This is a genomic window from Leclercia sp. S52 (assembly GCF_039727615.1).
GTDB lineage: Bacteria > Pseudomonadota > Gammaproteobacteria > Enterobacterales > Enterobacteriaceae > Enterobacter > Enterobacter adecarboxylatus_B.
The window spans coordinates 3,748,132-3,766,864 of the sequence record NZ_CP152474.1 but is presented as its reverse complement, the minus strand read 5'-3'; the positions used below and the strand labels follow the sequence as shown (position 1 = coordinate 3,766,864).

Sequence of the window (18,733 nt, the reverse complement as noted above, 5' to 3'; positions counted from 1 at the left end):
TCCTTGTTGTCGTTTTTTATAGACGAAGCCGGATATATCCCCAGGCCAGGCTGGAGATACGCCACCGTAAATAACGCGATAAAATTGTTGGTTTTTTTGGCAGACGATGAAATAGGGAATAATCTTAAAGGCCGGAATAGTCCTGGAATTTACCTCCCCTATATTGGTAGGGGGTTGCGCTTAGTCATCATATTTAAGGCTGATGCTTATTTTCTCTGCGGGTATATCAATGGTGATCTCACAACCCGTCCAGGGCGCTTTACCATTGGTCATATTATTCTGCATATAATAGTCCCGGAGGTTAACTAACTGAAGACGTAAATGGTAACTGGCGAGCTTATCCGGAACAAACCAGTCTTCGTTATCGTGTTGATCAATATAATCATATTCATACTCACAGGACTCGCCATCCAGTGCTAATTTTGCGCGAGCAATGATTGTTTTCGCATCAGCAGGCCCGGCGTTAACCAATAATTGACCGATTTTCTTATGCAGAACGTTTAACTCACTCATTTATCGGAAAGCGCTTTGACAAAGTCATTATATGTTTCATGAAGATGATAAAAACAGGCATCGGGCGCACACTTCACAACCTCAAATCGCGCTAACAGTTTGACGAACAGCCCATCCGGGATGGGATAAGGTGTATCGCAACTAAAGTAAAAAAAGGCCTTCTCCAGTTCCGGGATAGAGAGATGAACAGCCTCTTCAGACAAATAGTGATAAGCATAATTCCGCTCGCTGGAAAGCAGTAAAAAATCCAGCGCGTAAGCTTTCACGGACTCGTGCAGGGCTGGCGCCTCGAGAATGCGTTTGCAGTAAAGCAGGGCGTGCGTAGGGCTGTCGACATAAAGTTGCGCTAACCAGTCAGTCGCCTCATCGTTCGGATCGGAAAATGAGTCCTGCTGCACATAGCCATACTGCAGGAATGCCTCTAAACCTGACCCTAGCTCATCAACAGATTTTCGCGTCATAATCCTCTCCAGAAACGCCCACAGGGATTTATCAGGGCTGTTTAATTACACTTACCCGTGGGCGCTTTGAACGGTCCGCACTGATCGAAGCCCAGCACTACGTATCCTTTATCCTGCATGCAGGCTTCTACTTTTTCTACCCGGGCAAAAAATTCTTTTGTCGTCTCCCCATGGTAGCTACTGCCTCTGCCCCATGCATCCGCTCAGAAAAATAGTGATGCCGGGGATAAGATGTTTCATTTGTGACTCCCTGGATTAATCCCCGTCAATTAACTTTAGCTGGATGTTGCTGCCATCGGGTATATCTCTTATTTGCAATGCAATATTGGCTCTTGCTTTCATGGCCACTGTCGATTTTTCTAAATAAAGATTATCTGGCTCATACTCGCCACCCGCAACAAACGGCACTTTGGGAACTAAACGATAACCCACCGGGATTGGACCATACTTCTTTTGCCATGCGTTTGCCAGTGGGAAGCCCGTTAAGACCTGATAGTCTTCAAGTATTTTTTTACACCATTCATTGATATCAGGCGCAAGGTAATCAAAAGAGCCTGTCTCTGGATCGAACGTGTATATGCCATCTTGTTTTATACAAAATTGACCGCCAAAAACATCTTCAGCAAAGAAAAAGGCGTTACGAGCAAGATCATCGTAACAATCAATCCATAACCTATTATCATTCCAGGCAACCACACCGATCTCTTCCCCAACTGTCTCAAAAGGGAAAACATGCAAAGCTGACTCAAAACCATAAAATCCGTTTCTGTTGTTTAATAAAGTCATTAAATCATCAATCAGCGTATAATTATGAAAGCCTGAGGGTGTTTATGCCCCTTGCATGATGAAATATCACCACTGCAAACGGATAAAAGTTTTTCTAAAAATAGAGGCATATTTAGTTCTCCTTCTTAAAATCAATATTTGTTTTGAGCTTTTCAATATCCAGCGTCACTGCACAGCCATGCCTTGATCATTTCTCTCCCGGAGCATTAATGCAGATTTTTATATAGGGCGCTCGCCATTGATAGAGTAGCTCTGGTTCCAGAATAAATTGGCGCTATCTTAATATTCATTATCGCAACCAGAAAGGTAGATCATTTGGACCTAATGCATTGTATTGCTCAGTTGTTCTATTAACATCATCAATATAATGCGGCGCGTCGGTGAACCCCATTCTTACAGGGATATATTCATTAAAAGCTTGAAAGTAAGCTTCTGTACATTCTGATGCTTCATCAAAAGCTTTAAAGAACCGCTCAAAAACTAAAAACAAATCTCCTCTTGCAAAATTTAAGCGGGAATTGTTTTTATCTACACCAAATGACGACCACTCAATATTATCAGGTGATATTGATAAAAATTCCTTTTTGATGGAATTCAACTCACTTTCGACTTTATTAAGCTCATCATAAGCTAAAGACCCACGATAAAGTTTTTCCATTACCCAGGGATATTTGCTACCTTTGACGCCGTTTTCTAATAAAGAGAGCACCAGATTAAAAAAACCTTTTACATCAGATGCCGGCCCAATTTCTGCAATAGTCATAGCTGCAAGTATTCCTACATTTTTCGTGCTTAAGGCGTTCATTTTCGACCTTCACCTGCTCTTCAACCACTTGCTTTGTAATTTTACCCTGCGCCAGTACCGCTGCGATGCTGCCCTCAACTATGTACAGAGACTATCGTCATAGGGCGCTTTAGCCAGAATTTTTTGAATTTCAAATCGCGCTTCAGCCTCCCAGGCTGGATTCATATTCGCCATTATTGCAATAAATTTTGGAAAAGCGATGCGTCGTCCATCCCTGCCTTCAACCCTGTGATCTAACTCATACTGGTAGGCAATCTGATAGGCGAATTCGGATATTATCCAATAAAGCAGCGTATTCAAAGAGTGAGTGACTTTTCGGGAAAACTCATACCCTCTTTCTGAGTAAATATAATTATATGAATCATTTTCGAATGAAATATAGGGAGTGCCATCGCCATAGGGAGCAGAACACAGATTCACTGAATGCTCTGGAAAGCCTGCTCGTAAAATCATCTCATCAGCTTGTCTTTGTATTTCATCAATATTGACTAACATACCAGCGAACCTCGCGAATATACTCCTAACGGATACCAAAAATCCAGAACACTATCCCCGCAGGTAAACCTAACACACTGATTTTTAAAATGGTAATTATCTCTTCTTTTCCGAATGGAAAAGGCTTATCAAAGTCCCAGATTAACCAGCCTTTCACCAGATAAGAAAAAAGACCAATTATCATCAATGCGATGCACATTAAAAAACATATGCCCATAAGCGCCCTAAGGGATTTTTTGGAATTATCGAGTCTCATTTTACTTTGCCATAAAGCCAACCTCCCGCCGGAAGGGCAAGAGGTGATTCACATTGCAACCTGTCTGGTCTTTTACCGGTGGTAAAAAAACCAGATGATCAAACCCGCAGGCAGCCCCAACCAGGTTAACTCAAAACATATCAACACGTCTTTGAAAGAGAAGGGAAAACTCTCCGTCACATTCCATACTAATCCTGCGCCGACTAAACGGCCAAGGAGCGTCAGGATGAACACGGCCAGACCTATCGCGCAGCACAGGTAAACAAGGTTAATGAACGATTTAGTGCTGTTTTTCATTCTTGAAATTCCCACCTGCGAAAGCGGATTTTGTTCAGGAAAGAAGGTTAAACAATGTGGTTTTTTCCCGCCAATATAGGTCTGTAAGAACGATTCATTAAATGAGGTTAACGTAAACCCAGCGTATCGGGAAGGGCTTTGACAAAGCCGGACTCATCCCCCTGATACGCTTTCGCAATCTCTGCAAAGGAATCGATAACGCACCCTTTCTCATCGTCCGTTAATAGCTGAAGCTCCGCGGCAATATGTTCCATCATTTCCACAGCGGCATCTGGATTGAGTGAATGTTCGTCAGTGAATTCAAGAAAAATGGCCATGTCGGCAATAATTTTAATCAAATGATGTGAGTGAGCCACAGATCCTTTCCTCTTATTCCTGTCGTAAATGCCAGCCTCCCGCCGGAAGGGCGGGAAGTCGCCTATTAATCCTCATACTTGAAGTCGATATTTATTTTCAATGTTTCAATGTTTACCGTTACTTCACAGCCATGCCAGAATGGCTTTTCTTGTGATTTAAAGTTATCAACAAAGAAATTTCTTAATTCGACCAGAAGATCTAAGAGTCTTGCACTGGCATCTGCCGTTTCAGTGACCCAATGCTGGTGACCGTGTTTATCGACATAATCATAAGTAAACTCACCACAGTCACTTTCAGGATCTAACGTGGCACACAGAATTATTTTTTCCGCAGTATCAGGTGCGATCGAGAGCAATACTGCACCAATGTCATTATAAATATCCTGGGGTTCACGCATCATTCTTCCTGACAGTTAAATTAGCTCAAATGGAGCAATATTTATGCCCGTAATCGCTATGCATCGACCCGGGCTAAAATTTAATAAAACTTCCTTTAGAAAATCAGGCTTTTCTAATTTTTAATCAACGTTGCGTGACACAGGTGATTATGCTCCGTGTACTGAAGATGTACTGAGTGGTTGCCGTAATCATACTTTGACCAGCCATTGATCCACCCAAGGAGCATCTCGACTTTGCCTTCGCCAGACAAAGTGGGTTTTCCAGACAATTTTGTAATAAATGCCCTGTCCATCCCTCCTTTAATTCCGGGGATAAAATTGCCTGTAAAGGGTGAATATCCATCTTCATTGCCAAAGTAAAAATGAATATGATTTAAGCAGTCTTTCCGAAACCCCATCTCGATACCAGACTGATAAAATTTATAGTGCTTCGTTTTTCCATCGGGATCGTTATATTCGCCAGCATCAGCTGATATAACCGGGGATTCACCGATAGCATGACACAGGTTGATAACTTCAACAGAATTTTCCCTTTTACCAAGAACATCTATAAAATGAGCCCATTCCACTGTCATTTTGTAACTCCTGTCTGGCGTGTACTTCTCAACAATAATATAACCTGGTTGTTAAAGAACAAATTCATAGAAACCACCTACGAAAGCGGGATTTTTATTCAGGAAAGAAGGTTAAACAGGTCGCGTCTGAGCTGAGCGAGTTCATCGTTTTCATCCATCAAAACCTTTCCGTTTCTGTACAATACGAGATCGTTCAGAGATCCCATGCCGCCATAGAAACTTAGAAAAATGTATTTTATTTCATCACAGTCGACGCGTTTTTCAGGTAATGTCCAGGGTATGAGGGCAATACCAGGACCCTGGCGTTTTTGGAGCACCGCTTCTACAGGTGCTCCAAAAATCATCTTTTATGGCTACAGGGTTTTCCAGATAAATATTTACCTTGACTTACCTTAGTTGCCATCGATCCAGACATCTTTCACCCAGGCGGCTAAATCAGGCCATTGCTCTTCACTAGCACCATCGCCAGTCCAATATTGGACACGACCTTGTTGGTCTAAACAATAATAACTACCGTTATCTTCACATATGGGTAGCCACGATTCAGGCACGCCAAGTTCTTTCGCATCATTTATAGCCGTTAACAATTCGCCATAGAATTTTTTGTCTTCTGTGACAGATAATAGTTCGATTGTTCCATAATAGATATTGCCAACTTCCTTAAGAAGTTTCTTGTAGTCAGGTGAAAAAGAAAAGCCTGTTTCTCCTTCATATTTAGAAATAAGATCATCATCCGGTAAAGGAATATTACTTCTCTCGTTCCCGGACACTACCTTTAACTCTTTAATAACATCACTCAGGCTATTAGTCATACCATCACCTATTTAAAGTCGTTAGCTCGTTGCTTCCAGTAATCAGAGCGCCATCTGTTGAATTGTGCACGATTTATACCAGAAGGTATGCTGTTATCGTTAATGTGAATAGTACTATGGTTATCCTTGTGGAAGCTTTGCGTCACTTCCGCAATAGGCCCATCCTGTCTTTGCAGCATATGGTGCAGGTTTACTGGTTTCCCGTCTGTTCCAATGGGAGCACGTCCTCCCTGCATCAACTCAAGATTTGTTTTGCCTGACTTAGGATCAATATAACCAGGGTCAAACAAATCATTACGCTGATAGACTTTATTTCCTTTGAATTCAACAGGATCGGCAGTCCAGAACTTTCTCTCCTGGCCAAAGTATTTAGCAGAACTGACATCATTTCCAGCTTTTACAATCAGTTTAGACGCAGTATCAAGATCGCCTTTTGCCAGCGCCTTCTCTGCTGCTTTAAGGGCTTTCCCTGCTCCGTCACCCACCCCCGGAACAATCGCTATGACAGCGGCCAGATAATCTACTGCTGATTCCGCTTCCGCAAATCCTTTGATATCGCCGACGATGGGAACAAAATCCACCCCAAATAAAGCTGTATCCTTCAGCGCTTCCCGACGCTCGGTATACATTTTAACCGCGCAGGCTTCGGCGCTCATCCCGGCACAGTTTTCGCGCTTATAGCGTTCATTTTCGGCCTTCACCTGCTCTTCGGCCACCTGCGCGGTGGTTTTGCCCTCCTGCAGTGCCGCGACGATGTCGCCAACGGAGTTATTCTCAACCGTCGTTTTACCCGCCTGCGCCCCGGCAACTGTGGAAGCTGAGCTGTCGCCCACCAGCCCACCGGATAAGCCTGCCGCCAGCGTCGCCAGCGCAGAAACCGTCTGCTTCTGCGTTTCATCCAGCTTATCGGCAGATTTGCCGTACATCTCGAGGGCGATCATCCCCACCAGCTCGCCCGTGGTGGCGCCGGCGGCACCCGCCAGCGCGTTTTGCCCCTGGGCGGCGGCCAGCGCAGCGTTGACCACCGCGTGGGCGGCAACTTTGCCCTCGTCGCTCAACCCACTGCGGTGCCCAATGACATCAGCCAGGTACGGTGCGGCACCGCCCGCGAGTGCCGCGCTGAGATCGCTCCCGGCCAGCCCCTGAACCGCTGCCGTCGCCGCCTGAATCGCCCGCTGATACTCCCCGCCGGTGCCAAAGCCGGAGGCATTCATCGCATCGTTGTACGCCGTCTGGTAGATCTGGCCGTTAATATCTTCAAGCGTCGCGGTTTTGCCCGGGTTGGCTTTTTCCCACGCCGCTTTCGCCTCCTGCAGATCCTGCGCGTTGACGTGGTTCAGCTTATCTTTCGCCGCGTTGGTGGCGCGGATGCTGCCCTCGGTGCGGGCAATATCCGCCACCTGATTACCAATCTCGCCGATCAGCTGCGCCTGCTGGAGCCGCTCCTGCTCTTTCTCCTTATCGAAGATAGGGGAGAGCGTCTGGTTGGCGTGCTCCACGTCGCGGCTGAGCTGATTGACATCCTGGACCTGCCAATCCTGGTCGCGGACGATCAGCGTACCGTCCGATACCGCGGCATGCGTGGTGCTGCTGTCATGCCCGTCGCGGTTCGCGCCCACCAGCAGGCCGTTGGCCATGTTGCCGGCAAACTGGCTGCCAATGCTGCCTCCGGTGCTCATGCCCACGCTCTGGTGTTCCACTTCGAAATCGGCGCGGTTTTCAATATCGCTAAAGCCGATGGTGCCGGTATCGAGACGGTTTTTATCGGAAGTTGCCGTCGAGCCAATCACCGCCCCGTTGAGCTGGGTATGCTCGCCCACGGTCACGTCGTAGCCGCCTTTGCCGGCGAAGATCCCGGTCTGTTCCACCACCGAGTCGTAGTTGCTGTGCATCTTGTCGCGGCTGACGTTGACGCTGGCCGAGCCGGTCATGGAGCCGATGCTAAAGCTCCCGCCCGCGCTGGCGTTCTGCTGTTTCGAGTCGTAGCGATCGCTGTCCTGTTCAGAGGTGAGCGTCAGGTTGCGGCCAATGTCCGCTTTTACCGTTTCGCCGCTCACCTGCGCCCCGGTCAGGGTGGCGTCACGTCCGGTCAGGATATTCACCTGGCGGCCCGCGTCCACGGTAGTCTCGCTGTGGGTGGTGCCGTTGCCGCTCTCGTTGCCTTTGCCCCGGTTGATGCTGGCGGAGATGTTGATGCCCGCACCGCCGGAACCATACCCGATGCCAACCCCGACGCTGCCGCCCTTGCTCTCGTTTTTGCCGTCCAGCAGCTGGGTGTTTTGCGCCGAGCGCAGGTACAGATCGCGGTTGGCGGCGAGCGTGATATCGTTGCCCGCCTTCAGCTGGCTGCCTGCCACGGTCAGATCTCCGTCTGCGCCGCGCGCGCCGCTGCCGGTGGCGATCACGCTGAGATCGCGCCCGGCGTTGAGGGTGCTGCCCTGGGCGGTGTTCTGCTCGCTGTACTGGGTCGATTTCGACGACTGGCTGCCGTAAGAGAGGCTGATGCCGACGGTGTTGGTGTTTGATTTGTCTGCGCCCAGGGCCTGATCCATCCGTCCGGCCTGGGCGGCCTGCACCCCGGAGAGCGCCGCCTTCACGCCCTGCAGTGCCTGCAGGCGGCTGCTGCCGGACGATTTCGCCTGCTGGGAGGCCTCGACGGCGCTGTTGAGCGCGCTGCCGACGGTGCCGGAGAGCGCCAGGGTCAGCCCGGAGGTTTTCTGCTCCACCTCGTGGGTCTGCTGGCTGCGGTTGTTCACCGCCGTGTTGTCGACGTTTTTACCGCTGAGGGCCATGTCCTGACCGGCCACCAGATCCGAGCCGCTCACCGTCAGGCGATCCCCCGCGCGAAGGGTCAGGTCGCCGTTGACGCTGCCCACCGTGCTGCCCGCCTGGGTAGCGTCCGCGCCGGTGTCGGTGGTTTTGATGCTCTGGGTGCCGACGCTAAAGCCGATCCCGCCCGAGCTTAACAGCCCTGATTTTTTCTCCTGCTTCTGGTGTAGCTCGTTATTGCGCTCGGCCTGGGTCTCGACGGTGAGGTTATTGCCTGCCAGCAGGGAGACATCCCCGGTGCCCGCCACGTTGCTGCCGCGCACGGTAAGATCGTTTCCGGCGGTGAGGTTAACGGTGTTGCCGTTCAGCTCGCTGCTCTGCACCGTCTGACGGTCAATCTGATCGCGGGTGGTGGTGGTGGTTTTCGACAGGAAGCCGTTACCGCCCACCACTTTATGCCGTTCGTCCAGATCCTGGGTATTCTCACCCGCCGTCAGGGTCAGGTTATTCCCGGCGCTGACGTTAAGCGCCTCGCCGGCAGAGAGGGCGGCGGCGCGGGCGTTGAGATCGTTCCCGGCGGCCAGGGTAACGTCGCCTTTGCCGGTTACTTCGCTGCCAACGCTGTTGGTCTGCCCCTGCTTCAGGCTGTTGTCGGCATCCCACGCCAGGTTATCGCGGCTGGCGGTTTCCACCGTGTTCAGGGTCATATCCCGCCCGGCCACCAGCTGCGCCTTGCCGTTCTCGCCGCTGGCAATCACCTGCGCCCCGGTCAGGGTGATATCCCGCCCGGACTGCAGCGCCAGCTTGCCGTCGTCGCCCTGCACGTAAATGCCGGAGACGCTGTTGATGGTGGTGCGGGCAAAGCTGTTCTCGCCGTTCACGCTGTCGGCGCTGAGGGTGGTGCTGGTGAGATTGATGTCGCGTCCGGCGCTGGCCAGCACGCTGCTGTCGCCCACGATGGCACCGCCGAGGTTGTTGATATCGGTGCGCGCGTTCAGGTTGACGTTAGCCCCCTGAAGGGTGCCAGTCTGGTTGGTGATGTTGTCGGCATCCAGCTGCAGGACTTTGCGCCCGGCAATCGTCCCGCGGTTAAACAGGTCGCCGTTGAGCTTGATCGACACATTGTTGCCGGCAATCAGCGCCCCGGAGCCGTCGATATCGCCCGGTTTCACTTTGGCGTAGACCTGCGGGACCAGCACGTTCTCCGTTGCGCCGTTTGGCATCTTCACCCGGGTGTTGACCAGCCAGACGATATCCCCGGTCAGGAGCGCCATCTGCTCCGGCGTCAGCGCCACGCCAATCTTCAGGCCGTACTGTTTGCCGAAGGTGATGCCGCGATCCATCAGCGCCTTGTACTGCTCTTCGTCGTTGTTATAACCGTCCAGATAGCGCTGGCCGGTGATACCAATCACCTGCTCGCGGATCAGGCGCTGCTCGTAGTAGCCATCCCCCAGCCGTTTCTGGGTGCTGTCGCCATCGGCGGTAAAGGCGTCCTGCATATAGTCGCTGCCGAGCCACTGGCGCTCGTTGGTAAAGCGCGGATCGGTCTCCACCAGATACGGCACGTCCGCCGACGGGTTCACCCTGAACAGGCTGTTGTCCGGCAGGGTGGTGTTGGGGCCGATAATGCGGATCGCGCCGTCGGCCGGGGTCACTTCAAACTGCTGCCCGGCAGGCGGGGTCACCGGCTCGCCCGGGGAGACGGTCTGCTGAGGCGCGGGTTTCACCCCTGCAGCCTGCCCAATCGCCACATCCGTTCCCTGCAACACCAGCGGAGTGATGCTGAGATTACTGCCCTCGACGCTGCCGTTGCTGATCAATTGGCCCGGTTTCAGGGCGATATCCTGAATGGTGGTTGGCGGGGTGTACGCCGTGCGATCGCGCCCTTGTTCATCATCGCCTTTGTGGCGAATACGGTAGTAGTGGGTAACGGTGCCCTCATCGGTGGTGAAGCGCTGGCCGGGCACATCCTCGTTCTTCACGCTGCCCATCTGGTCAAGCGCCAGGGTGCCGCCTGCGATCACCTGGCTCTTGTCGTTAAACAGTTTGTCGCCGGTCATCAGCAGGTTGCCGCCGGCGAGGATCTTCGCCGGGTCGCTCTCTTTGATGCGCGTTTCGTCAATCGTGCGGGTGTAGTCGTACTGATTAAAGTTGTCGTTATTGGCGCCGGTATCTTCTGGCGTATTCAGGTTACGCAGCCCGTCAGAGGAGTTGCCGTCTACCCAGACGCCTTTCTCCGTTGAGCTCCAGCGGTTGGTGGAGCCGGAGTGCTGATAGTCGGTCAGATCTTCCTGCGATACCCGCACCACCTCGGTGGAGAAGTGGTCGTTGATGTTGTTGATCTGCCCGGCGGCAATCGCCATATCCCCGGCGGACTCAATGGTCGAGCTGTGGTTATTGATGGTGCCCGCGCGGCCGGTGACGGCGCCGCTGTCGTCCAGCGCCCCGCCAATGGTCATGCTGCCTGCGCTGTAGATCAGGCCGTGGTCGGCGTTGTTGAGGGTCTGCACGCCGAGGTTCACGCGCTCGCGTCCGGCCAGCGTCGCCGCGGTGCCGTTTTCAGCGAGGTTGTTGAAGGTCTCCACATTTACCCCCACCGCATCGCCGTAGATCCGCCCGGTGCCGATGTTGGTCAGGGTGTTGGCGTTGATGCGGGTGGTGATGCCGTCGATCAGGCCGGTATTGCGCACCGTGCCGGTGGCGGTCAGGGTGGTGCTGCCGGCGTTGATTTCGCCGCTGGCGAGGTTGGTCAGGTTGGCGCTCTGCACGTCGAGGGCGCTGCCCGCCATCAGCTGGCCGCTGTTGGTGAGATCCCCGTCGGTGGTGAAGGTCAGGTTGCCGTTGGCGATGGTGGTGCCGGTGTTGTTCACGCCGCTGGTGCTGTGGAGATCCATATCCCCCAGCGACAGCAGCTGGCCGCTGGCATCGAGGGATGCCGCGTCTACGCTCAGGGCTTTGCCCGCTTTCAGGGTGCCGCCGGCGTTGACCAGGTTCAGGCCGTTGCCGCTGAGATCCAGCGTGCCGCCGGAGGCCAGCGCCCCGGCGCTGTTGTTCAGCACGCCGCTGTTATCAATATCCAGCGTGTTATTTGCCAGGATGCTGCCGCGCTGGTTATCCAGGGCGCCGGTATTCAGCGCCAGGCTCTGGCCCTCCAGCCCCTGGTTTGTGCCGAGGGTATCCTGGTTAACAAAGTTCAGGGCAGTGAGGGTCACGCTTTTACCGCTGCGGATCAGCCCGGAGACGTTATCCACGGTGCCCCGGGCGCTGTCGAGGAGCAGATCGCCCACCGACTGGATCTGCCCGCCGCTATTTTGCAGGTTCTGGCTGTGCAGGGTGATATCGGCCTCGCCAATCACCCGCCCGCCGCTGCGGTTATCCAGACTGGTGGCCGCAATATCCGCCGTACCGCTGGCGGCCAGGGTACCGGCCTGGTTATTGAGGCTCTCTGCCGAGAGGTTCAGGGCACCCAGGCTGTTAAGGGTGCCTGCGCTATTATCGAGGGTGCCGGAGGTGACGTTCACGCCATCGCCCTGCAGCACGCCTTTATTATTGATGAGCTGCGTGGTGGTCAGGGAGAGGTTCTGCGCCGCCGCCAGCTGCCCGTTGGTGTTGTTCAGCGTGCTGCCGTTAAAGGCGAGGCTATCCCCGGAGAAGGTGGTGCCCTGGCTGTTATCCAGCAGGCCGCCGCTCAGGGTCATGGCACCCACCGATTTCAGCGCGCCGCCGTTATTGCTGAGCCTGTCGAAACCGCCGGTTAACGACCGGTTGGCGCCAATCTGGCCGTCGGTGTTGTCGATCGCCCCCGCGTTGAGGCTAAAGTCGCCGTCGCTCGCCAGGAAGCCGCTCTGGTTGTTCAGCGCGCCGCTCTCCAGATTCAGGGAGCCCTGAGAGAGCAGGGAGCCGGAACGGTTGTCAAACGCGCCGCCGTTCAGGGCCAGGGTTGCGCCGTCGGCGACAATCACCCCCTGCTGGTTATCGAGGCTCCCGGCGCTGATGCGCTGGGTTTTCGCCGCCTCGATACGCCCTTTGGCGTTATTCACCGCCTGCTGGCTTTGGATCTCGCCGTCGCCGGCAGCGGCAGAGATCAGCCCCTGCTGGTTGTTCAGCGCCCCGGCCTCCAGCCGGGTGTTGCCCGCCACCGCCACGATCTGCCCGGCGGTGTTGTCGATTTTGTCAGCTTTCAGCTGCACGCCGTTGGCCGCGCCAATCTGCCCCTGCCGGTTATCGAGGGTGCCCGGCAGATCCACCGCCAGGGTGCCGCTGCCGCTGTGAGCGATTTTACCTTGCTGGTTGCTAAGGTCGTGGGCGCTGAGGGCGATCGACTCCGCGCTCAGCGTGCCCCCGGCGTTGTTGAGCATCTTACCGCTACGGACATTCAGTTCGCTGGCGTTGACCTTCGCGCTGGCGGTGCTGACATCCCCCGCGCCGCCGTCCAGCAGAATGCGTTTCGCCTGAGTCTGGCTGCCGCTGACGTCTACCCCCTGACCGCTGGCGCTGAGATTACCGCCCGCCAGGGTCTGCCCGTGGGCGCTCAGCTGGCCGCTGGTGCTGATTTCCAGATCCCCGGCGTCGGCGAGCTTGCCGTCGCTTTTCACCCCGGCGGCCAGCACGCTCTGCTGGCTCCCGGTAAGGCTTGCCGCGTTGACCCGAACGTTGTTCGCGGCAGTGATTACTCCGCTGTTGTTAAGCTCGCTGGCGGTTTGCAGGTGGGCAGCGTCGCCCGCGCGAAGGGTGCCGCTGTTCTCGATGCGCCCGTCGGCAGAGATCGTCACGCTGCCCGCCTGGGCGCCGATGGCCCCGGCGTTACGCACCCCGACGCCGGTCTCGGTGCCGACCATGCGGATCTTACCTGCGTACATGCCGCCGAGGCTGGCCACGTCTACCGCCAGCTGCGGGCGGGTGGCAGGATCGTCACTGCCTTTTTCGATCGCCTCGTGGGCAGCATCCACCTTGTTGCGCCCGGTGGTGACTTTCAGATCGTTGGCCCACAGCCCGGCGTTAACCTTCACCGAGCGGGCGATAATGTCGGTGTAATCCGCGCCGGAGGTGTCCATCCCCGCGCCTTCGACCACCACCTCGCCGCGCTCGACGTTAAACCCGGTCAGCGCGCCGTCCTTCATCTGTGGCTGGCCGGTGGTGAGGGTGGCGCGGTTGGCGTTGATAAAGCCGCAGCCGCTGCAGGTAATGCCCGACGGGTTGGCGATCACCACCTGGGCTTTTTTACCGGCCACCTCGATCATGCCGTTCAGCTTGCTCGGGTCGCGGGAGCTCACCTCGTTGAGGATCACTTTGGCTTCACCTTTCGCCAGCCACGGGTTGCCCGCCACCATGCCGCCGATATTGGTCTGCACGTTTTTGTGCGAGTTGTTGAGGATCGCCCCTTTATTGTCCACGTCGAACTGGGTGTAGTTGTTACGGGACACCCCGGCAGCGGACGGGGTCTGGATATTGACCTGCGGCGTGCCGTTGGCGCTGTTGATGACCGTTGGCTGCTGGTTTTTTGGCGCTCCGGCGTCCGCCACAATAGCGGCCTGCGCCGTCTGCACGGCCCCCATCGCCAGCCACAGGCTGAAGCTGATGGCGCTCACCTTGCCGATAAGCTGGCTGTGGGTATGGCCGATGCCGGAAGAACGGGACGAACCGGCGCGGCCGGAGCGGGCGATATCCGCCACCACCATCAGCATGCCGCGCGCTTTGTTAAAGACAATTCGGTACAGGTTCTTATTCATGGTTCGTTCCTTTAAACGCTTCCGGCAGGCTCACGGTGAGCGGGTGGTTCTGTTGCCACTCTCTGGCGTGTTGACGGCTGACGTGGCTGCCGTGGAACAGCATCACGCGCTTGCCACGCTCTGCGCCGCGGTGATACAGCGCGCGGCAGACGTGGTCGGGGAAGATATCGCGGCGCATCAGGTTGTACATCGCAGGGGTATGGCCGAAGGGGGCGATCCAGTCGCTGAACCAGATCCGCTCCCCGCTGTCCCAGTCCTCTTCCCGCATCTCAATGGCCGGGCGGGTAAGGTAGCGGGCTTCCGCCTCCTCGTTCATGCTGGCCCAGCTGAGGAAAAAGATCGGCCGGTCGTTTTCGCTCACCAGCACGTACTGCTGGCGCTTGATGATCGGCAGCAGCAGGGTGGGCAGGGCGTGCAGCGGAGCATCCCGGTGCATCGGGGAGTGCATCCACAGCCAGACGGTGGCCCCCAGCACTTCGGCCTCGCTCTCCTGGCCGCCGAGGATCAGCGGCGCTTTGATATCCAGATGTCCGACGCGCATCACCAGCTCCAGTTCAGGTTAAAGCCGAGCGTGAGATCGCTGGTTTCAAAGCCGTCCGGCTTCGAGAAAGGCGTCCCGGCGAACAGGTCGTAGCCGGTGTTAAAGGCGTTGCCGCGCAGGCCCGCCACGCCGCCCGCCAGGTGTTTACCCACCTGTAGATCCGAGCTGTAACCGCCCACTTCGCCGTAGTCGGCACCCAGATAGAACTCCTGACTCGGCAGCGGCGTGCGCCAGGCGAGATCGTTACGCACGTACCAGCCGTGGCTGGCGCTCAGGGTGCGCTCGCCGTCAAAGCCGCGCACCGTCCAGCGGTTGCCGATGGCGAACTGATCCTGCGGCGTCAGCGGCGTGTTGCTGATCTGGCGCAGGTACTGGACGTTGTAGCGGAAGTTCTGCGAGCCGATGGCAAACGGCAGATCGAGTCCGGCGCTGAGCTGGGTAATTTTGCTGAGCGCAGTGGCATCGCCCCAGTACTCCTCCGGCGCAGGCTGGGCGCCAAACCAGCGGGTGCCGCGCTGATAGCTGATGCCCGCATCCAGCGTGGCCTGGCCGATGTAGTGGCGATGATCCAGCCCGATGCGCCAGGCTGCGGTCTGACGGCGCTGAACGCCCACCTCCGTATCGTCAATATAGTTGCGGGTCTCCCGCGCCAGCACGTCGTAAGAGAAAGTGGTTTTTTGCGAGCCGCTGCGGTGCAGCACGCGGCTGAGCTGAATGTCGAGGTTTTTGCTTTTACCGCTGTAGCGATAATCTTCGTTCAGCCCGGCGACGGTCTGGTGGTAGTCATAGTCGCTGCCGGTGACGCCCAGCATCCAGTAGCCAAAGGGCACCGAGTAGTGGGCGGTGTAGTTTTTGCTGCCTTTGCCGCCCTTGTCGTTCAGATCGTGGCTGGCAGAGACGTACAGCAGGTCGCTCAGGGAGAAGGGGTTATCCAGCGACAGCGTCACGCCGCCCTGGTAACGCCCGGTGGTTTCGGTCCCGGCATCGTCCAGTGACAGGCCGATACGCCACATTTTGCTTTGCTTACGGGTAATCACCACGTCGCTCTCGCCGGGATTTTCGCCGGGCAGCAGCTCCATATTGGCCTCAACCGTCGGCAGGCGCTGCAGGTTTTCCAGACCCTGTTCAATATCGCGCAGATCCAGCAGGTTCCCCTCGTGCGCCGGGAAGGCGCTGTAGAGCTGGATGTAGTCGTCGCTCTCTTCGGTCAGCTTCACGTGGCGGATGGTGCCCGGCACGATGGCCAGTTTCAGGGTTCCGCTCTTCAGATCCTGCGACGGGGCCAGCACGCGGGTGGTGATCCAGCCGTGGTCGACGATGCGGTTCTGCATTGTACTCATCAGCAGGTTGATCCCCTTGCCGCCCAGACAACGCCCCTGAGCCTGGTCTGCAATACGCTGGAGCGGCAGCCAGTGGGGCAGGGCTTCCTGACCGCTCAGTTCGACGCGGTTAATCGGGAAACACGGCGTTTCCGTCGGGAAGGCAATTTTGCCATAGCCGGATGAAGGCTCAGACAGACGCACATCGGGAACGGGCGGGGTTAATTGCTGCTCTAATGCTCTCTGGCGCTGCTGCTGAATAATAAATTGATTATCCGGCTCTGCGGCAAGGGCAGGGAACATTAACGTCAGGCCAGTGGCTGTCGTTATTATCAGGGCGAAATGGTGTCGGGCTTTCATCGGCGAATCCCTGCTGTGTAAGCAAAATGAATACAATGTGAATATGTGTAAAATTGTTTAAGTATTGGGGAGGGAAGGAAAGGGGGGATTAATCCTAAAGCACAGAATTATCCGAGTTTTGGGCTCCTCAAATCTGGTAGGTCAGGCACTGGAGAGAATATATTGGGGGTTTCACGTGGATGGGGGGGAAATATCCACGCGAAACTTAAGTGAAATTAAAGCTACTTCTGAATGCGGTCGACACGAACGACCGGCGGGTTCATCTTTTTTATCCAGACTGCCATTAATGCTGATCATCTGATCGGGTTTAACCGTACGGCCATCAAATACGGCTTGCGGAATTACCGTATCAATGGTGCCGGTTTTATCGCGGAATTTAAATTTATCGCCGCCGGAGCCGTCAATTAAATTCCCGCGCAGGGAGATAGTAGCGCCATCGTGCATCTCTTTGGCCTGCTCCACGGTCATGGTTCGGGCATCCTCGGTGCCGCGATAACCCTCATCCAGCGAATGCGGTGGCGGCGGGGCAGCATCTTTCTCCAGTCCACCTTTATCTGCGGCATACGCCGTTGAGATTAAAAGACAACACAATAAGGGTGCGACGGTTAATTTCATACTGCCTCCTTGGTTTAGCTTGCTTGACAGATTAAGCCTGGTTGCTATTTTTTATTTTGCAAACAGGAACAGTCTTAATCCATTTTATCTATAAAAATCATCTGGCTGTATAATGTTAATAAACGAAACGGTGAGGTGATATATGGCGAACGTAAAAGAAAAATCTCCTCCTTTGCCCGGCGTGAAACAAAGCCATGCCGCCCTGCAGTTTGAATACAACGCCCGCCGCTTCGGTTTCGTTCTGTTATTGCTGATTATTGCCGCTGCGCTGTCAGGGCTTTTTTCAGGCGGTTATTTTAGCGAAGCGACAAAAACCAACGCCGCGAACAGCGTGCAGGTGGAATACCAGCGCTTTGGCCGATTACAGTCTCCTGTCGAGCTGAAAATTACCCTGCCGGGTCAAGGTAATGCCCCCCCTGACGCTGCGGATTGGTGGAGAATATATGGCGCGAACGCAGACCGATAATATCTGGCCGCAGCCTGACGAAATGCACAGCGAGGGCGGGGAGCTGGTGCTGATTTATCAGGAGGCGAAACCGCAGAAAGATTTTACCGTCTGGCTTTATACCACGCCGCAACAGCCCGGTAAAACCGTCACCACTGTCACAGTAAATAATCAGCCGGGTCTCTCTTTCTGGCAATTTATCTATCCGTAGGGGACCAATATGGAAATGATACTCAGGGCGGTGGCGATTTATCTGATTCTGCTGGTGGTATTTAAAATCGCCGGACGTCGGGCGCTACTGCAAATGACCAGCTTTGATCTGATCCTGTTGTTGATTATTAGTGAGGCCACCCAGCAGGCGCTGCTCGGAGAAGATTTTTCGGTGACCGGCGCTATGCTAACCATTATTACACTGGTAGTGATTGATATGCTGTTCGGCGTGGCAAAAAAATACATATCCGGCGCGGAATCGATGCTCGATGGCTCCCCGGTTATTCTGGTGGTGCACGGTGAATTACAGAACGAAAAATTAAAAAAAGTGGATGTCTCCTGTGACGATATTCTGGTATCGGCCCGGCAAAACCACGGCATATATCAGCTGGAAAAAATTAAATACGCAATCCTTGAACGAAATGGGCATATTTCGATTATTCCCGAAGAGAGTGAATCATGAAAGAAAATATCTGGAACCAGGCTAAAACCACCAAGGAACTCACCAGTCAGGTGTCGACGGTGTTAACCGATCTGGGCTGGCTGCTTACCACGGCCGAGTCCTGTACCGGCGGCAATGTGGCCTCTGCGCTCTGTGCAGAAAAGGATACCGCCTCGTTCTTTGGCACCGGCGTGGTGACCTTCAACAATGAGGCTAAACATAAGGTGCTGGGGGTCAGTAATGCCACCCTGGAAAAGTACACCGCCGTCAGTAGCCAGACGGTGGGCGAGATGGCCGAAGGGGCACTGAAGCTGGCCGATGCGGACATCAGCATCGCCATCAGCGGATACGCGGGGCCGGACGGCGGTGAGGATGGTACCCCGGCGGGGACCGTCTGGTTTGGCTGGTGTTTTCGCGGCGAGGTGACGACCGCCGTGCAGCACTTCACCGGCGAGTGTGAAGACGTTATTGAGAAGGCGGTTCGCTATGCGCTTTCAGAAATGTTGCGGCAGATCCCGCACTGGAAAAAGCAGCTGCATTAAGGAGAGG

17 protein-coding genes and 1 pseudogene are annotated in these 18,733 nt (G+C 54.8%); 4 read left to right on the top strand and 14 right to left on the bottom strand.

Annotated features, from left to right (window positions below):
* Positions 1-180: 180 nt before the first annotated feature.
* From AAHB66_RS17940 to AAHB66_RS17875, 14 genes and pseudogenes are all read right to left on the bottom strand, one after another.
* Positions 181-513 carry a hypothetical protein gene (locus AAHB66_RS17940; protein ID WP_347113886.1) on the bottom strand — a complete coding sequence of 111 codons (333 nt, stop codon included), beginning with the start codon at positions 511-513 and terminating at the stop codon, positions 181-183.
* A complete protein-coding gene (locus tag AAHB66_RS17935) occupies positions 510-974 on the bottom strand; it encodes a hypothetical protein (RefSeq protein WP_347113885.1) in 465 nt (154 codons plus the stop codon). Before AAHB66_RS17935 ends, AAHB66_RS17940 begins: the two co-directional genes overlap by 4 nt.
* Before the next feature lie 255 nt (positions 975-1,229).
* Positions 1,230-1,760 (bottom strand): hypothetical protein, encoded by a 531-nt coding sequence (locus tag AAHB66_RS17930; protein WP_347113883.1) that lies wholly within the window; start codon positions 1,758-1,760, stop codon positions 1,230-1,232.
* A gap of 289 nt (positions 1,761-2,049) precedes the next feature.
* On the bottom strand, positions 2,050-2,565 hold the full coding sequence (locus AAHB66_RS17925) for an Imm70 family immunity protein (protein ID WP_347113882.1): 516 nt from the start codon (positions 2,563-2,565) through the stop codon (positions 2,050-2,052).
* A gap of 78 nt (positions 2,566-2,643) precedes the next feature.
* Positions 2,644-3,060 (bottom strand): Imm63 family immunity protein, encoded by a 417-nt coding sequence (locus AAHB66_RS17920; protein WP_347113880.1) that lies wholly within the window; start codon positions 3,058-3,060, stop codon positions 2,644-2,646.
* Between the two features lie 328 nt (positions 3,061-3,388).
* Positions 3,389-3,613 (bottom strand): hypothetical protein, encoded by a 225-nt coding sequence (locus AAHB66_RS17915; RefSeq protein ID WP_347113879.1) that lies wholly within the window; start codon positions 3,611-3,613, stop codon positions 3,389-3,391.
* Positions 3,614-3,720: 107 nt separating this feature from the next.
* Positions 3,721-3,969, bottom strand: a complete 249-nt coding sequence (locus AAHB66_RS17910) for a hypothetical protein (RefSeq protein ID WP_347113878.1) — start codon at positions 3,967-3,969, stop codon at positions 3,721-3,723.
* Positions 3,970-4,034: 65 nt separating this feature from the next.
* Positions 4,035-4,367, bottom strand: coding sequence for a hypothetical protein (locus AAHB66_RS17905; protein ID WP_347113877.1), 333 nt, complete (start codon positions 4,365-4,367; stop codon positions 4,035-4,037).
* 113 nt (positions 4,368-4,480) lie between these two features.
* The gene (locus AAHB66_RS17900) at positions 4,481-4,942 is read right to left on the bottom strand and encodes a hypothetical protein (protein ID WP_347113876.1); all 462 of its coding nucleotides are present in this window, start codon (positions 4,940-4,942) and stop codon (positions 4,481-4,483) included.
* A gap of 392 nt (positions 4,943-5,334) precedes the next feature.
* On the bottom strand, positions 5,335-5,754 hold the full coding sequence (locus AAHB66_RS17895; protein WP_347113875.1) for an SMI1/KNR4 family protein: 420 nt from the start codon (positions 5,752-5,754) through the stop codon (positions 5,335-5,337).
* Between the two features lie 8 nt (positions 5,755-5,762).
* Positions 5,763-14,252, bottom strand: a complete 8,490-nt coding sequence (locus tag AAHB66_RS17890; protein WP_347113874.1) for a hemagglutinin repeat-containing protein — start codon at positions 14,250-14,252, stop codon at positions 5,763-5,765.
* Entirely contained in the window at positions 14,245-14,793 is a 549-nt protein-coding gene (locus AAHB66_RS17885; RefSeq protein ID WP_347113873.1) for a toxin-activating lysine-acyltransferase, read from the bottom strand. The genes AAHB66_RS17890 and AAHB66_RS17885 overlap by 8 nt, the downstream gene beginning before the upstream one ends.
* Positions 14,793-16,415 carry a ShlB/FhaC/HecB family hemolysin secretion/activation protein gene (locus AAHB66_RS17880; protein WP_347116518.1) on the bottom strand — a complete coding sequence of 541 codons (1,623 nt, stop codon included), beginning with the start codon at positions 16,413-16,415 and terminating at the stop codon, positions 14,793-14,795. Before AAHB66_RS17880 ends, AAHB66_RS17885 begins: the two co-directional genes overlap by 1 nt.
* A 278-nt stretch (positions 16,416-16,693) precedes the next feature.
* Positions 16,694-17,087: pseudogene (locus AAHB66_RS17875) on the bottom strand (YdeI family stress tolerance OB fold protein).
* Between the two features lie 142 nt (positions 17,088-17,229).
* Here AAHB66_RS17875 and AAHB66_RS17870 point away from each other — a divergent pair.
* Genes AAHB66_RS17870 through AAHB66_RS17855 form a run of 4 tightly spaced genes read left to right on the top strand, consistent with a single transcriptional unit; the run spans position 17,230 to position 18,726 of the window.
* Complete coding sequence (locus AAHB66_RS17870; RefSeq protein WP_347113872.1) at positions 17,230-17,553, top strand: hypothetical protein; 324 nt, start codon at positions 17,230-17,232, stop codon at positions 17,551-17,553.
* Complete coding sequence (locus AAHB66_RS17865; RefSeq protein WP_347113871.1) at positions 17,531-17,743, top strand: hypothetical protein; 213 nt, start codon at positions 17,531-17,533, stop codon at positions 17,741-17,743. Before AAHB66_RS17870 ends, AAHB66_RS17865 begins: the two co-directional genes overlap by 23 nt.
* 9 nt (positions 17,744-17,752) lie before the next feature.
* A complete protein-coding gene (locus AAHB66_RS17860; protein WP_106994946.1) occupies positions 17,753-18,205 on the top strand; it encodes a YetF domain-containing protein in 453 nt (150 codons plus the stop codon).
* Positions 18,202-18,726: a 2-oxo-tetronate isomerase gene (locus AAHB66_RS17855; protein WP_347113870.1), complete on the top strand. Its 525-nt coding sequence runs from the start codon at positions 18,202-18,204 to the stop codon at positions 18,724-18,726. Before AAHB66_RS17860 ends, AAHB66_RS17855 begins: the two co-directional genes overlap by 4 nt.
* Positions 18,727-18,733: the final 7 nt, after the last annotated feature.